The organism is Pseudomonas sp. NPDC089422 (assembly GCF_044749405.1).
In the GTDB taxonomy this organism is placed as follows: domain Bacteria; phylum Pseudomonadota; class Gammaproteobacteria; order Pseudomonadales; family Pseudomonadaceae; genus Aquipseudomonas.
The window spans coordinates 118401-132927 of sequence record NZ_JBIVHW010000006.1; the positions used below are offsets into that span (position 1 = coordinate 118401).

General features: G+C 64.4%; 11 protein-coding genes. 4 read left to right on the top strand and 7 right to left on the bottom strand.

Annotated features, from left to right (window positions below; translation table 11 throughout):
• Positions 1-437 precede the first annotated feature (437 nt).
• The 3 genes from gabD to ACIPZ8_RS13140 all read left to right on the top strand — a co-directional run bounded on the left by gabD (position 438) and on the right by ACIPZ8_RS13140 (position 4735).
• Positions 438-1880: an NADP-dependent succinate-semialdehyde dehydrogenase gene (gene gabD, locus ACIPZ8_RS13130; protein WP_400723542.1), complete on the top strand. Its 1443-nt coding sequence runs from the start codon at positions 438-440 to the stop codon at positions 1878-1880.
• A 180-nt stretch (positions 1881-2060) separates the two neighbouring features.
• Positions 2061-3338 (top strand): 4-aminobutyrate--2-oxoglutarate transaminase, encoded by a 1278-nt coding sequence (gene gabT / locus ACIPZ8_RS13135; protein ID WP_054887246.1) that lies wholly within the window; start codon positions 2061-2063, stop codon positions 3336-3338.
• A 137-nt stretch (positions 3339-3475) separates the two neighbouring features.
• The gene (locus ACIPZ8_RS13140; protein ID WP_400723545.1) at positions 3476-4735 is read left to right on the top strand and encodes an HDOD domain-containing protein; all 1260 of its coding nucleotides are present in this window, start codon (positions 3476-3478) and stop codon (positions 4733-4735) included.
• Between the two features lie 27 nt (positions 4736-4762).
• Here the strand turns inward: ACIPZ8_RS13140 and ACIPZ8_RS13145 are convergent, their stop codons facing one another.
• Positions 4763-5749, bottom strand: a complete 987-nt coding sequence (locus ACIPZ8_RS13145) for a GGDEF domain-containing protein (RefSeq protein ID WP_400723548.1) — start codon at positions 5747-5749, stop codon at positions 4763-4765.
• Between the two features lie 141 nt (positions 5750-5890).
• A complete protein-coding gene (gene desA, locus ACIPZ8_RS13150) occupies positions 5891-7072 on the bottom strand; it encodes a delta-9 fatty acid desaturase DesA (RefSeq protein WP_400723551.1) in 1182 nt (393 codons plus the stop codon).
• Between the two features lie 147 nt (positions 7073-7219).
• On the opposite strand from desA, the gene dibA reads away from it, so the two are divergent.
• Positions 7220-9115 carry a phosphodiesterase DibA gene (gene dibA / locus ACIPZ8_RS13155; RefSeq protein WP_400723554.1) on the top strand — a complete coding sequence of 632 codons (1896 nt, stop codon included), beginning with the start codon at positions 7220-7222 and terminating at the stop codon, positions 9113-9115.
• A 276-nt stretch (positions 9116-9391) separates the two neighbouring features.
• Here dibA and ACIPZ8_RS13160 read toward each other — a convergent pair whose 3' ends face one another.
• From ACIPZ8_RS13160 to ACIPZ8_RS13180, 5 genes are read right to left on the bottom strand one after another with little or no spacing between them, the layout of a single operon-like run.
• Positions 9392-10036 carry a methionine ABC transporter permease gene (locus tag ACIPZ8_RS13160; protein ID WP_400723557.1) on the bottom strand — a complete coding sequence of 215 codons (645 nt, stop codon included), beginning with the start codon at positions 10034-10036 and terminating at the stop codon, positions 9392-9394.
• On the bottom strand, positions 10026-11135 hold the full coding sequence (locus ACIPZ8_RS13165; RefSeq protein WP_400723559.1) for a methionine ABC transporter ATP-binding protein: 1110 nt from the start codon (positions 11133-11135) through the stop codon (positions 10026-10028). The genes ACIPZ8_RS13160 and ACIPZ8_RS13165 overlap by 11 nt, the downstream gene beginning before the upstream one ends.
• A 1-nt stretch (position 11136) precedes the next feature.
• Entirely contained in the window at positions 11137-11937 is an 801-nt protein-coding gene (locus ACIPZ8_RS13170) for a MetQ/NlpA family ABC transporter substrate-binding protein (RefSeq protein ID WP_400723562.1), read from the bottom strand.
• Positions 11930-13321, bottom strand: a complete 1392-nt coding sequence (locus ACIPZ8_RS13175) for an LLM class flavin-dependent oxidoreductase (protein WP_400723565.1) — start codon at positions 13319-13321, stop codon at positions 11930-11932. Before ACIPZ8_RS13175 ends, ACIPZ8_RS13170 begins: the two co-directional genes overlap by 8 nt.
• Complete coding sequence (locus ACIPZ8_RS13180; RefSeq protein WP_400723568.1) at positions 13321-14502, bottom strand: SfnB family sulfur acquisition oxidoreductase; 1182 nt, start codon at positions 14500-14502, stop codon at positions 13321-13323. The genes ACIPZ8_RS13175 and ACIPZ8_RS13180 overlap by 1 nt, the downstream gene beginning before the upstream one ends.
• Positions 14503-14527 lie beyond the last annotated feature (25 nt).

Here is a 14527-nt window from a genome sequence, read left to right on the forward strand (position 1 = left end):
CCGCCCGCGCGGCGCATCGCAGGCAAGCCTGCTCCTACATTTGTTTCGGGCCAGTAACGCCTGCACCATCGCGCGCGAACGCCTTGTTCGTTCCATTCAATATCGAGGCATGCACCAGGGGGCCGCGCGCGCAGGCTACATGAACACTGGCCCGAAACAGATGTAGGAGCAGGCTTGCCTGCGATGCGCCGCGCGGGCGGCGCTCGATCTCACAAGCGCAGAAGATGTCACGGCAAGCCCTACCTTTCACATTTCCCTCCACTCGTTCGTCTACCCTGTAGCGACATTTCCGGACAGGCTGTTCAACCATTCGTTCTTTTTTTCGAACAGCCTATTGTCCAACACCCCAGCAGCCGCTTAGCATTCGTTTGAGATTTCAAACGCTCGATGCCCTGCCTTGGGCGCTTTTCAAACAATCAACAATTCGGGAAGCCGACATGCAGCTCAAAGACGCTCAGTTGTTCCGCCAGCAAGCCTTCATCAACGGTGAGTGGTTGAATGCGGACAGCGGCCAGACCATCAACGTGACCAACCCGGCCACGGGTGAAGTCATCGGTACCGTGCCGAAGATGGGCACCGCGGAAACCCGCCGCGCCATCGAAGCCGCCGACAAGGCCCTGCCGGCCTGGCGTGCACTGACCGCCAAGGAGCGTTCGGCCAAGCTGCGTCGCTGGTTCGAACTGATGATCGAGAACCAGGACGACCTGGCTCGCCTGATGACCACCGAACAAGGCAAGCCACTGGCCGAAGCCAAGGGCGAAATCGCCTACGCTGCCTCGTTCATCGAGTGGTTCGCCGAAGAAGCCAAGCGCGTCTACGGCGACACCATCCCAGGCCACCAGCCAGACAAGCGCCTGATCGTCATCAAGCAGCCGATCGGCGTTACCGCGGCCATCACCCCGTGGAACTTCCCGGCCGCCATGATCACCCGTAAAGCCGGCCCGGCCTTGGCCGCTGGCTGCACCATGGTGCTCAAGCCTGCATCGCAGACCCCTTACTCCGCCCTGGCCCTGGTCGAGCTGGCCAACCGTGCCGGCATCCCGGCTGGCGTGCTGAGCGTGGTCACCGGCAGCGCTGGCGAAGTCGGCGGCGAGCTGACCGGCAACTCCCTGGTACGCAAGCTGTCCTTCACCGGCTCGACCGAAATCGGTCGCCAGCTGATGGAAGAATGCGCCAAGGACATCAAGAAGGTTTCCCTGGAGCTGGGCGGCAACGCTCCGTTCATCGTGTTCGACGACGCCGACCTGGACAAGGCGGTCGAGGGCGCGATCATCTCCAAGTACCGCAACAACGGCCAGACCTGCGTCTGCGCCAACCGTATCTATGTGCAGGACGGCGTCTACGACGCGTTCGCCCAGAAGCTGGCCGCTGCCGTCGCCAAGCTGAAGATCGGTAACGGCCTGGAAGAAGGCACCACCACTGGCCCGCTGATCGACGGCAAGGCTGTCGCCAAGGTCCAGGAACACATCGAAGACGCCGTTGGCAAAGGCGCCAAGGTACTGTCCGGTGGCAAGCTGATCGAAGGCAACTTCTTCGAGCCGACCATCCTGGTCGACGTGCCGAACACCGCTGCTGTCGCCAAGGAAGAGACCTTCGGCCCACTGGCGCCGCTGTTCCGCTTCAAAGACGAAGCCGAAGTCATCGCCATGTCCAACGACACCGAGTTCGGCCTGGCCTCGTACTTCTACGCCCGTGACATGAGCCGTGTGTTCCGTGTCGCCGAGGCCCTGGAATACGGCATGGTGGGTATCAACACCGGCCTGATCTCCAACGAAGTTGCGCCATTCGGCGGCATCAAGGCTTCGGGCCTGGGCCGCGAAGGCTCCAAATACGGTATCGAGGACTACCTCGAAATCAAATACCTGTGCATCAGCGTCTGATCGCCGGGTAAAAGGTTTTACCTCTGCCAGCGGGGCGCGAGAGCGACGTCTCGCTGGCCTTTTTGACATCGCAGTACCTGGTGGGCAGGGCGTTCACGGCAGTCGATCAACGAATACTGTTCGCGAACATACCCAGCCACCCCCGAATAAAAGCGCCGCTATCGGCGCAATGAGGGCTTTATGAGCAAGACCAACGAATCCTTGATGCAACGTCGTGTAGCCGCCGTCCCACGTGGCGTCGGCCAGATCCACCCGATCTTCGTCGAATCGGCGAAGAACTCGACGGTGATCGACGTTGAAGGCCGCGAACTGATCGACTTCGCCGGCGGCATCGCAGTACTGAACACCGGCCACCTGCACCCGAAAGTGGTTGCAGCGGTGCAAGAGCAGCTGACCAAGGTCAGCCACACCTGCTTCCAGGTGCTGGCCTACGAGCCTTACGTCGAGCTGTGCGAAAAGATCAACAAGCTGGTCCCAGGCGACTTCGACAAGAAGACCCTGCTGGTTTCCACCGGCTCCGAAGCCGTTGAAAACGCCGTCAAGATCGCCCGTGCCGCCACTGGCCGCGCTGGCGTGATCGCCTTCACCGGCGGCTACCACGGCCGCACCATGATGACCCTGGGCCTGACCGGCAAGGTCGTGCCGTACTCCGCTGGCATGGGCCTGATGCCAGGCGGCATCTTCCGTGCCCTGTTCCCGAGCGAGCTGCACGGTGTCAGCGTTGACGACGCCATCGCTTCGGTCGAGCGCATCTTCAAGAACGACGCCGAGCCGCGCGACATCGCCGCGATCATCCTCGAGCCAGTACAAGGCGAAGGCGGCTTCCTGCCAGCGCCGAAAGAGCTGATGAAGCGCCTGCGCGAGCTGTGCGACAAGCACGGCATCCTGCTGATCGCCGACGAAGTGCAGACTGGCGCTGGCCGTACCGGCACCTTCTTCGCCATGGAACAGATGGGCGTTGCGCCTGACCTGACCACCTTCGCCAAGTCCATCGCTGGCGGCTTCCCGCTGGCCGGTGTGTGCGGCAAGGCCGAGATCATGGACGCCATCGCCCCGGGTGGCCTGGGCGGCACCTACGCCGGTTCGCCGATCGCCTGCGCCGCGGCCCTGGCCGTTATCCAGGTGTTCGAGGAAGAGAAGCTGCTGGACCGCAGCAAGGCTGTTGGTGAGCACCTGACCACTGGCCTGCGCAAGATCCAGGAAAAGCACCCGATCATCGGCGACGTCCGTGGTCTGGGCTCGATGATCGCTGTGGAAGTCTTCGAGAAAGGCACCCACACCCCGAACGCAGCTGCCGTTGCCCAGGTTGTGGCCAAGGCTCGCGACAAGGGTCTGATCCTGCTGTCCTGCGGCACCTACGGCAACGTCCTGCGTATCCTGGTTCCGCTGACCGCCGAAGACGCGCTGCTGGACAAAGGCCTGGCCATCATCGAAGAGTGCTTCGCTGAACTCGCCTGATGTGACGCGCTTCAAAAAAAAACCCGCCTAGGCGGGTTTTTTTTATGCCCAGAAAAGCCGTGTCCGGCTATGGTGGTGAAAGGATTTGCCTTGGAAGCTGCGAAGGACTGTGTGTCAGGGATATTCAGGAGTTGGCCATGAGTGCTGCAGACCCCACCCCACCTTGCGTACTGATCGCCGAAGGCGACCCTTGGGTACGCGAAATGCTGAGCGAAATGCTGCTCAGCGTGCGTTGCGACGCCCGCTTGCAGGTCTGCGCCGACGGCTCTCAAGCGCTGACGGCGCTGGCCAGCAAACCTGACCTGATCATCGCTGCTCGCGAACTGGCAGGCTGCGATGGCCTCGACCTGCTGCGCAAGGTGCGCGCCAAGGGCCCGGGGCTGCCGTTCATTCTCATGAGCAACCGCAGCGATAGTGCCAGCGTGCGCGAAGCGTTGCCGCTGCACCCCACGGCTTACCTGAGCAAACCGCTGAACCTGGACAAGCTGCGCAAGAGCCTGGAAGAACTGCTGCTGGCCGTGGGCGAGCAGATCGCCTGCCCGGTGCCGCCGTTGCAGCCTGGCGCCAACCTGCCGGCCTACCTCGAGCAACGCCGTGCTACCGCCGATGGCGGGCCGCTGTTCGCCGATGTGCAGGTGGCGATCAAGCGCGCACTCAACCCGCAGGGCCTGAACCTCAAGGTGCTCGAAGAGGAAGTGCGCGACGACCCACAGATCACGGCGGTGCTCATTGCCGCTGCCAACAGTGCCAGCCTGCACCGTGACGCGCCTGTGCAGACGCTGATGCAGGCGCTGAACAAGCTCGGCAGCACTCAGAGCATGAACCTGATTCTTGGCCTCACCCTCAAGCGCAGTGCACGGCTCAGCGACCCGCTGCTGACGCAGCACGCCACGCATTACTGGAATCTTTCGCTGCACACGGCCGAATACGCCCGCACGCTGGCGCGCATGCTCGAACTGGATCAGGAGCGCTGCTATTGCGCCGGCCTGCTGCATTGCCTGGGCGACCTGGCGGTGCTGCGCTGCCTGCAGGAGTGGCGCCTGGCCGGTGGCGAGCTGGACGAGGACCGGGTGCAGCTGTCGCTCAATGAGTTCGGCGCAGCGTTCGGCTCGGCGCTGCGTACCCGCTGGCGCTTGCCGCTGAGCCTGCGCGAGCTGATCGCGGCGATCTACCAGCTGGGTGGCGGGGTGTATTCGCGGGAGATCCTGGCCTTGAACCTGGCCGGGCAACTGGCGCGCCTGCCGGCGGATCAGGGGCTGGAGAAGATCGCCAACAGCAAGACGGCGCGCTTGCTGAAGGTTGGGCTGCCGGAGTTGAGCCGGTTGCGCAAGGTGGAGAATCCGGAGGCCAAGGAACAGGAGGCACCGCCAGCCTCCGAACAGCCTGCATCGACTTGAGATCCTGGGGCCGCTTTGCGGCCCCAGTCAGCCTCGGACTATCTGATTCTTGCCCTGCCGCTTGGCCCGGTACATCGCCGCATCGGCACGGGCGAACAAGCTGTCCAGCGACTCGTCCTCATCCGTCAGCCCGGTCAGCCCTTGGCTCACCGTCACGTTGTATGCCTCATCACCATGGCTGAAGCCCTGGCGCTGAATCTCCCGCTGCAACCGCTCGGCAATCTGCTCCGCCACCTGCGCGTTGCAGCCCGGAAACACCGCCGCGAACTCCTCCCCGCCGATACGCCCGAACAGGTCGCCACGGCGTAGCACGGCCTTGCCGCTGTCGGCGATGCGCTGCAGCACCTGGTCGCCTTCCTGATGCCCGTAGCTGTCGTTGATGCGCTTGAAGTCGTCGATGTCCAGCAGCAGGAAGGCCAGTGGCGTGCCGTCTTCACGGGCACTGTCGAAGGCCTGCTGGGCGCACTCGAAGAAGTGCCGGCGGTTGCTGCTCTGGGTCAGCACGTCGGTGGTGGCCAGGCGCTGCAGCTCACCTTCGAGCTGCTTCTTTTCGGTGATGTCTTCGGCGATGCCGACGATGATCACCCGGTCGCCGTCGTTCTGCTGGTTGATGTAGCACTTGTCACTGAGCCAGCGCACCTGGCCGCTGGCGTTGAGGATGCGGTACTCGCGGTCTTCCACTGCGCCCTTGAGCAGCACCTGGGCCAGGCTGCGTTCGGCGAATTCCAGGTCGTCGGGGTAGATGCTGTCGCGCCATTCGTTGTAGTCGGCCAGCACCAGGCTGGCCGGGCGACCGAAGATGCGTTCGTAGGCGGGGCTGACGTAGAGCACCTGGCGGGTTTCCCAGTCGAAGGCCCAGAGCACGGCGTTGACGCTGTCGAGCAGCGAGCTGTAGAGCTGTTCGCGTTCACTCAGGCGGGCGACTTCGCCCTGGGCGTGGAGCAGGGCCAGCAAGGTTTGCGCAGCTTCGGGAGGCGGGGTACCTGACAACGACGGAGGAAGGTTCTTGGCCATGAGCACGGAGCAGTTCTCACTGATGAGGCGCGCGGCCACTAACCGGCCCGCCACGCGGGCGATGTGCTGGGTTTGAGTGGATTTTCAGGGGTGAAGTTCCAGCAGGCACGCCCCGTTGCAGGGCGTGCCGATCAGCGGCTATCAGGCGGTGGGGCGCAGGGAATAGGTTTTCAGCTGTGCTGCGAAGTCGCGCAGGGCATGGATGCCGCTGGCCTCGGCCTCGTGTACCCAGTCCTTCATGGCCGCCAGCATATCGTGGCCGTTGGCGCTGGTGCGGGCCCAGATCTGTTGCAGGGCCAGGCGCTTCTCGTAGATGGTCTTCAGTGCCTGGCTGTGGGCAAGCATGCCCTCGATGCGCACGTGGTGGCGGTCTTCCAGCAGGCTGGTTTCACGCGACAGCAGGCGTTTGGCACGGCGGAAACGGTGGCGTACCGAAGCATCGACCCTGGCCAGCTCCTGCTTGACCAGCGGGCCGATCACCAGCTTGCGGTACTGGGCCATGATCTGGAAACGGTTGTTGAGGATGGCCATGGCCGTGTCCATGTCCAGGCTGGCCTTGCCCTCGACGCGGTGGGCGATGGGCGCCACACGCTGCACCTTGGCCAGGCGCAGCAGGCAGAGCAGGCGGATCCATGCCCAGCCCATGTCGAACTCCCAGCGCTTGACCGACAGCTTGGCCGAGTTGGGGTAGGTGTGGTGGTTGTTGTGCAGTTCTTCGCCGCCGATGACGATACCCCACGGCACCAGGTTGGTGGCGGCGTCGCGGCATTCGAAGTTGCGGTAGCCGACTGCGTGGCCCAGGCCGTTGACCACGCCGGCGGCCCAGAACGGAATCCACATCATCTGCACCGCCCAGATGGTGATGCCGAGGGTGCCGAACAGCAACAGGTCGATGACCGCCATCAGCACGATGCCGCCGAGCTTGTAGCGTGAGTAGAGGTTGCGCTCGATCCAGTCTTCCGGGCAGTTCTTGCCGTAGATGCGCAGGGTCTCGGGGTTGCGTGCCTCCTCGCGGTAGAGCTCGGCGCCTTTGCGCAGCACCGTGCCCAGGCCCTTGTACACCGGGCTGTGCGGGTCGTCCGGGGTTTCGCACTTGGCGTGGTGCTTGCGGTGCACGGCCGTCCATTCGCGGGTGTTCTGTGCCGTGGTCAGCCACAGCCAGAAACGGAAGAAGTGCTTGAGCGCGCCATTGAGCTCCAGGGCGCGATGGGCGGAGTAGCGATGCAGGTAGATGGTGACGCTGACGATGGTCACGTGGGTCATCAGCAGGGTGACGCCAACCAGTTGCCAGGCCGACAAGTCGAGCAGACCGTTGTACCACATAGGTGTAGAAGCCCTCGGGAATGCGGGGGAAAGGGGTGATTATCCCTTGGCGGGGAAATAAAACCAGTCACCCTTTCAGATAGGAAGTCACGGCATGTTTCAGCCTTTATAATGCCCCATCCGTTTACATGGACTTTCCCCCCCGACATGTCTGTTTCCGTTCGCGACGCCTTGCGCATGGCCGCGCTGTATGTGGTGCTCTCGTTCCTCTGGCTGGTGCTGGCCGAGGTGGTCCTGCACAGTATGTCTGACGACCCCCTGGCATTGACCGTGGGGCGGCAGATCAACGTGGTGGTGTGGGTATTGGTCAGTGCCTTGCTGATCTTCGTGTCTCGCGCCCGCCTGCTCAACTTCATCGGTATCGGCGCGCGTCTGCGCAGCGAGGACCGCGAGCGCCTGCGCATGGCCGCGGCGGTGTTCGACAGCACCCTGGAGGGCGTGCTGGTCACTGATCGCCAAGGCCTGATCGTGCATGTCAACCGCGCCTTCATGCGCATTACCGGCTACCAGCAGGATGAGGTGCTGGGCCATCGCCCCAGCAAGTTCAAGTCGGGCCGCCACGGCGTGCCGTTCTACCAGCAGATCTTTGCGGCCTTGGCCGAAAAGGGCGAGTGGAGCGGCGAGATCTGGAACCGCCGTAAAAGCGGTGAAATCTATCCGCAATGGCAGACGATCTGCGCCATCCGCGATGACAGCGGCGAGCTGAGCCATTACGTGGCGGTGTTCAGCGACATCAGTGCGATCAAGCATTCCGAGCAGGAACTTGCCTACCTGGCTCACCACGACCCGCTCACCGGCCTGCCCAACCGCCTGCTGTTCAACGATCGCGCCGAGCAGGCGCTGGCTTCGGCGCAGGCCAACAAGCGCGGCTGCGCCTTGCTGTTGCTCGACCTGGATCACTTTCAGAGCATCAACGACGGCCTTGGCCATACCATCGGCGACCAGTTGCTCAAGCTGGTTGGCGAACGCCTGCGGGAGACCGTGGGCAACAACGTGACCCTGGCGCGCCTGGGCGGGGACGAGTTCGGCGTGCTGGCCGAGAACTGCCAGCAGGTTGGCCAGGCCGGCAAGCTGGCGCAGGGCATCATCGAGCGCATGCGAGAGCCCTTCGAGTTCGATGGTCACCGGCTGTTCATCAGTGCCAGCGTGGGTATCAGCCTGTTCCCCAATGACGCCCTGAGCGCCGAGCAACTGTTGCGCAATGCCGATTCGGCGCTGTTCAAGGCCAAGGGCAATGGCCGAGCCTGCTATGCGCTGTACACCGAGGAACTGACCGCCCACGCCCAGCACCGGGTGGAAACTGCGAGCGAGCTGCGCCGGGCGCTGGCCAAGGATGAGCTGCGGGTGTTCTTCCAGCCGGTGCATGACCTGTCCACGGCGAAGATGGTCGGGGTCGAGGCCTTGGTTCGCTGGCAGCACCCGCAGCGAGGGTTGGTGCCACCGAGCGATTTCATCCCCATCGCCGAGCGCACCGGCCTGATTGCCGAGATCGATGCCTGGGTGTTGCGTGAAGCCTGCCGGCAAATGGTGCGGTGGCGGGAGGATGGGCGCCTGCTGGCGTTCGTTGCCGTCAATATTTCCAGCCGCTTGTTCGGCCAGCGCGCGTTGTACCGGCAGGTGGCCGATGTACTGCATCAGACGGGGCTGGACCCGACGCTGCTGGAGCTGGAGGTGACCGAGAGTGCGGTAATGGAAGACCCTGAGGTGGCGCTGGAGCAGCTGCACCGCCTGCGCGAGCTGGGGCTGAACCTGGCCATCGATGACTTCGGCACGGGGTACTCGTCGTTGTTGCGGCTCAAGCGCTTGCCGGTGCAGAAACTGAAGATCGACCAGGGCTTCGTGGCCGGCTTGCCGCTGGATGACGATGACATCGCCATCGTCCGGGTGATCGTCGCGCTGGCGCGGAGCATGGGCATGCAGGTGCATGCCGAGGGGATCGAGCAGGCGGAGCAGGCGCGCTTCCTGCTGGAGCAACAGTGCCAGCTTGGGCAGGGGTACTGGTTCGGGCGGCCGGTGCCGGCTGCGGACCTGCACTGGGGCTGAGGGGTATGGCGGGAGTTCTTCAGCGCCTGCGAGATCGAGCGCCGCCCGCGCGGCGCATCGCGGATAAATCCGCTCCTACATTTGTTGCAACGTGCCGAACCTGTAACGCCATGGTTGTTAGCCCTGGCGCATGACTTGAGTCCTACAAACAAGGCTGACAACCATGGCCTCACAGGCATGGCCACGTTGCAACAAATGTAGGAGCGGATTTATCCGCGATGCGCCGCGTGGGCGGCGCTCGGTCTCACAGGCGCTGAAGATGGTGTGACTGGCACTTCACCGCTTGTTCAAACCCTTCGCCAACCGGTCCCCACCCAGCTGGATCAGCGCCACCAAGGCCACCAGCATGGCAATCACGGTCAACATGATCTGGCTGTCGAAGCGCTGATACCCGTACCGATAGGCAATATCCCCCAGCCCACCTGCGCCGATCGCCCCGGCCATCGCCGAGGAATTGATCAGCGTCACCAGAGTAATGGTGAACCCACCCACGATCCCCGGCAGTGCCTCTGGCAACAGTACATGCCAGACGATGTGCCAACGCCGGCAGCCCATGGCCTGCGCTGCCTCCACCAGGCCATGCTCGACTTCGCGCAGGCTCACCTCGGCAATCCGCGCAAAGAACGGCGTCGCGGCGATGGTCAGTGGCACCACGGCGGCCCACACACCGTAGGTGGTGCCCACCACCAGCCGGGTGAAGGGGATCAGCGCGACCATCAGGATCAGGAACGGGATCGAGCGGAACAGGTTGACGAAGGCGCCCAGCACCCGGTTCAGTTGCGGTGCCTCGAAGATGCCACCCTTGTCGCTGGTGACCAGCAGCACCGCCATCGGCACCCCCACCAGCAGCGCGACCAGCGAAGACACGCCCACCATCAGCAGGGTGTCGAGCAGGCCTTCGAGCAAGCGATCAAACCACATGGCCCAGTACCTCCACGTCTTCGGCCCAGCGGCGGGCGCGTTCGAGCAATTGATGCGTGTCATGGGGCGAACCCTGAATCGACAGGATCAACTGCCCGAGGGCATGCTCGCCGATGGTCTCCACGCCACCCTGAAGCAGCCGCACACGTCCGCCCAGTTCGGCGAACAGGTCGGACAGCGCCGGCTCGCCGAGCAGGGTGAGTTTGAGCACCACTGCGCTGTCACGGCCCACCGGCCTGGCGCGCAGGTTTGCCTGCAAGGCCGCGGGCAGCTTGGTCTGCAACGGTGCCAGCAGGGTGCGGGTGACCTCATGGCGTGGGCTGCCGAACACGCGCCAGACTTCGCCCTGTTCGACGATCGTGCCACGCTCCAGCACCACCACGCGGTGACAGATATCGCGGATCACGGCCATCTCGTGGGTGATCAGGACCACGGTCAGCCCCAAGCGCTGGTTGATGTCTCGCAGCAGTTCGAGGATCGACGCCGTGGTCTCGGGGTCCAGCGCCGAGGTGGCTTCGTCGCACAGCAGGATTTCCGGGTCATGCACCAGCGCCCGGGCGATGCCGACCCGCTGTTTCTGCCCGCCGGACAGCTGCGCCGGGTAGACGTGCTGTTTCTCCTGCAAACCCACCAGTTCCAGCAGCTCGCGAACCTTGCGCTGGCGCTCGGCCTTGGCCACGCCGGCCACCTTCAGCGGCAGCTCGACGTTCTGCCACACGGTCTTGGCCGACATGAGGTTGAAATGCTGGAAGATCATGCCGATGCGCCGGCGCAGGGCTACCAGGCGGTCCTCGTCGAAGGGGGCGATGTCCACCTGGTCGATCAGTACACGGCCCTGGCTTGGTTGCTCGAGGCGGTTGATGGTGCGCAGCAGCGACGACTTGCCCGCACCACTGCGGCCGATGATGCCGAAGATCTCGCCACGGCGGATATTCAGGTCGATGCCGTGCAGCGCGGGTTGCTGCTGGCCAGGGTAAGTCTTGCCGAGGCCGACGAAGCGCACGTGGGCTTCGTTGACCTCCGGGCGCAGGGCCTGCTCCCTGGCCGTTGCTGGCGATGGTTGTGTGGTGGGCGCCCGGAGCGCGCTGGCCTGGCTCATGTCAGCCCTCCCAACCGGCCTGGTACAGGCTGCCATGGGCCTTGTTCAACGCTGAACGCACGGCAGGCGAGTGTTGGTAGATGTCGACGAACCTGGCCAGGCGTGGGTCGTCCTTGCTTTGTGGGCGGATGACGAACTGGATCACGTATTCCTTGTTTTCCAGGCCATCGAACAGCAGCGCCGACGTGGCATCGAAGCTGTTGGCCAGGCGGATGTAAGCGGGATAGCCCTGCACCAGGTCGGCGTCGTCATAGGCGCGTACCAGTTGCACGGCTTCGACCTGCAGGATCTTCAGCTTCTTCGGGTTGGCGACGATGTCGTCTTCAGTGGCCTTGTAGCCGACACCCGGCTTGAGGGTGATCAAGCCGGCCTTGGCCAGCAGCTGCAGGCCTCGGCCACTGTTGATCGGGTCGTTGGCGATTGCCACGCTGGCACCCTCGGGCAGTTCAGCGAAGCTTTTGTACTTTTTCGAATACAGGCCGACGTTGTTGATGATGCCTGGGGCGTAGGGCACCAGGTTGAAACCGGCCGCAGCCTTGGCGTTCTCCAGGAAGGGAATGTGCTGGAAGTAGTTCACATCGATGTCGCCGCTGTTGAGGCTGACATTCGGCGCGATCCAGTCGCTGAACTCGATCAGCTTCACCTCCAGGCCTTGCTTGTGGGCTTCTTCCACCGCCGCCTCCAGGGGGATGGCGAAGGCCGCGGTGGTGCCGATCTTCAGCGGTTCGGCAGCGAACGCGGTGGTGGACAGGCCGAGGGTGAAGGCGATGGCCGCGACGGGCCGGAACAGTTTCTCAAGCATGGTGCAGGGCTCCAGTCGGGGCAGGGGTAGTGGTGTTGCGGTAGGTGGAACCTGGGTGGTCGGCGGGCAGGTGCGGGTGGTCGCTGGCAAACAGCTTCTCGCGCAGGGTGCCGTCGGCGTAGGCGGTCTTGTAGCGGCCACGTTGCTGCAGTTGCGGGACTACCAGCTCGATGAAGTCCTCATAGCTTTCCGGGGTGACGGTGCGGGTCAGGTTGAAGCCGTCCAGGCCGGTTTCGTCGATCCAGGCGATCAGCTGCTCGGCAACCTGATCGGGGGCGCCGACCAGGGTTACATAGCGCCCGCCAAGGGCGTGCTGCTCCAGCAGGCGGCGGCGGGTCCAGGCGTTGTCCTGCAGCTGGCGGGTGGCCGACTGGATGGCGTTGCCCTTGCTGGCGCCGATCGGGTCGTCCAGCCCGTAGGCGGCGAAGTCGATGCCGGTAGAGGCTGCGAAGTGCGCCACGCCGGCTTCCGCGCTGGCATGCTGCAGGTACTCGGCATGCTTGGCCTGGGCCTGCTGCTCGGTGGGGGCGACGATCACGGTGATACCCATGAACACCTTCACCGCCTGCGGATCGCGGCCAGCAGCCTGGGCAGCCGCACGGACCTTGTCGACCTGAGTGCGGGTGGCGGCCTTGTCCTGGCCGCTGATGAACACGCACTCGGCATGGTTGCCGGCGAACGCCAGGCCGCGCGGCGAGCTGCCCGCCTGGAACAACACTGGCGTGCGCTGTGGCGAGGGTTCGCACAGGTGGTAGCCCTCGACCTTGTAGAACTCGCCCTGATGGCGCACCTTGCGCACCTTGCCCGGCTCGGCGTACACCCGGCGCTCACGGTCGTTGACCACGGCGTCGTCGGCCCAGCTGCCTTCCAGTAGCTTGTACAGCACCTGCAGGTATTCGTCGGCCTGGTCGTAGCGACGGTCGTGCTCGGGCTGTTGCTCCAGGCCCATGGCGCGGGCGGCGCTGTCGAGGTAGCCGGTGACGATGTTCCAGCCGACCCGGCCGTTGCTCAGGTGGTCGAGGGTGGAGAGGCGCCGGGCGAACAGGTAGGGCGCTTCATAGGTCAGGTTGGCGGTGAGGCCGAAACCCAGGTGGCGGGTGACGGCGGCCATGGCCGAGACCAGCAGCAACGGGTCGTTGACCGGCAGCTGGATCGACTCCTTGAGGGTCACGTCGACGGAATTGCCATAAATGTCGTAGGTGCCGACGATGTCGGCGATGAACAGGCCGTCGAACAGCCCACGCTCCAGCAGACGCGCCAGGTCGGTCCAGTATTCCAGGGTCTTGTACTGGGTCGAGGTGTCCCGTGGGTGGGTCCACAAACCGTGGTTGATGTGCCCGATGCAGTTCATGTTGAAGGCATTGAGCAGGATCTGCCTGGCCATCAGATAGTCCCCCGGCGCGGTGGGTTTTCGTTGTTCAGGTAGTAGTTGCCGATGGCGTGGTACTTCCAGCGCACCGGGTCGTGCAGGGTATGCACGCGGGCGTTGCGCCAATGGCGGTCGAGGTTGTGCTCGGCCAGGGTGGCCTGGCTGCCGGCCAGTTCGAACAGCGTGGTGCCGACGACGAGGGAGACTTCCGTACTGATGGCCCGTGCTTCGGCAACGGCGATGGAGGCAGCGGCAACGGTGTCGGCATTGCTGTCGGCCTGGGCGCGGTCGAGGAACTCGCCGGCGCGTTCGAGCAAGGCTTCAGCGGCATGCAGGCGGCTCACCAGCTGGCCGAAGCTTTTCAGGGTCAGCGGGTCGTCGCTGGCCTTGTCCAGGCCGGAGTCGACCCACGGCCGGCTGCGCGTGCGCACGAAGTGCAAGGCATCATCCAGAGCAGCGCGGGCGATGCCGGTGTCGATGGCCGCGTGGAGAATCTGCGCCAGCGGGCCGACCGGCGTCGGGCGTTCAAAGGCACTCTGGAACGGCACCACGTCGTCGGCATCGACCCAGACATTGTCGAACGTCACCGAGCCGCTGCCGGTGGTGCGCTGGCCGAAGCCGCTCCAGTCGTCGATCACCTGCAGGCCTTGGCTGTCGGCGGGGACGAAGGCCAACTGTTGGCGGCCCTGGTCGTCGATCACCGAGGTCGGGATACGCTGGGCGTACAGCGCGCCGGTGGCGTAGAACTTGCGGCCGTTGATGCGGTAGCCGGTGCCGTCGCGGGTCAGGCGGGTGGTGCGGTCGTGGGCGGTTTTAGTGCCCAGTTCGGCCAGGGCGTTACCGAAGCGGCGGCCAGCCAGCACTTCGGCGTAGAGGCGCCGCTGCTGCTCGGGGTTGCCGTTTACCCGCAGCACTTCGAGGGCGTAGAAATGATTCTGCGGAATCTGGCCGAGGGAGGCGTCGGCCTGGGCGATGCGGGCGATGACCTGGGCCAGGGTGACGTTGGACACGCCCGCGCCGCCGAAGGTTTTGGGGACGCTGATGGCCCACAGGCCGGAGCGGGTGAACAGCTCCAGTTCGGCGTGGGGCAGGCGGCGTTCGCGGTCGCGCAGGGCGCTTTCGCGTTTGAGTTGCTGGGCGATATGTTCGGCGGCAGCCAGGGCTTGGCTGTCGCTGGTGATAACGGATGTTGTCATGGTGTTCTCCAGCCCCAATGGCCGC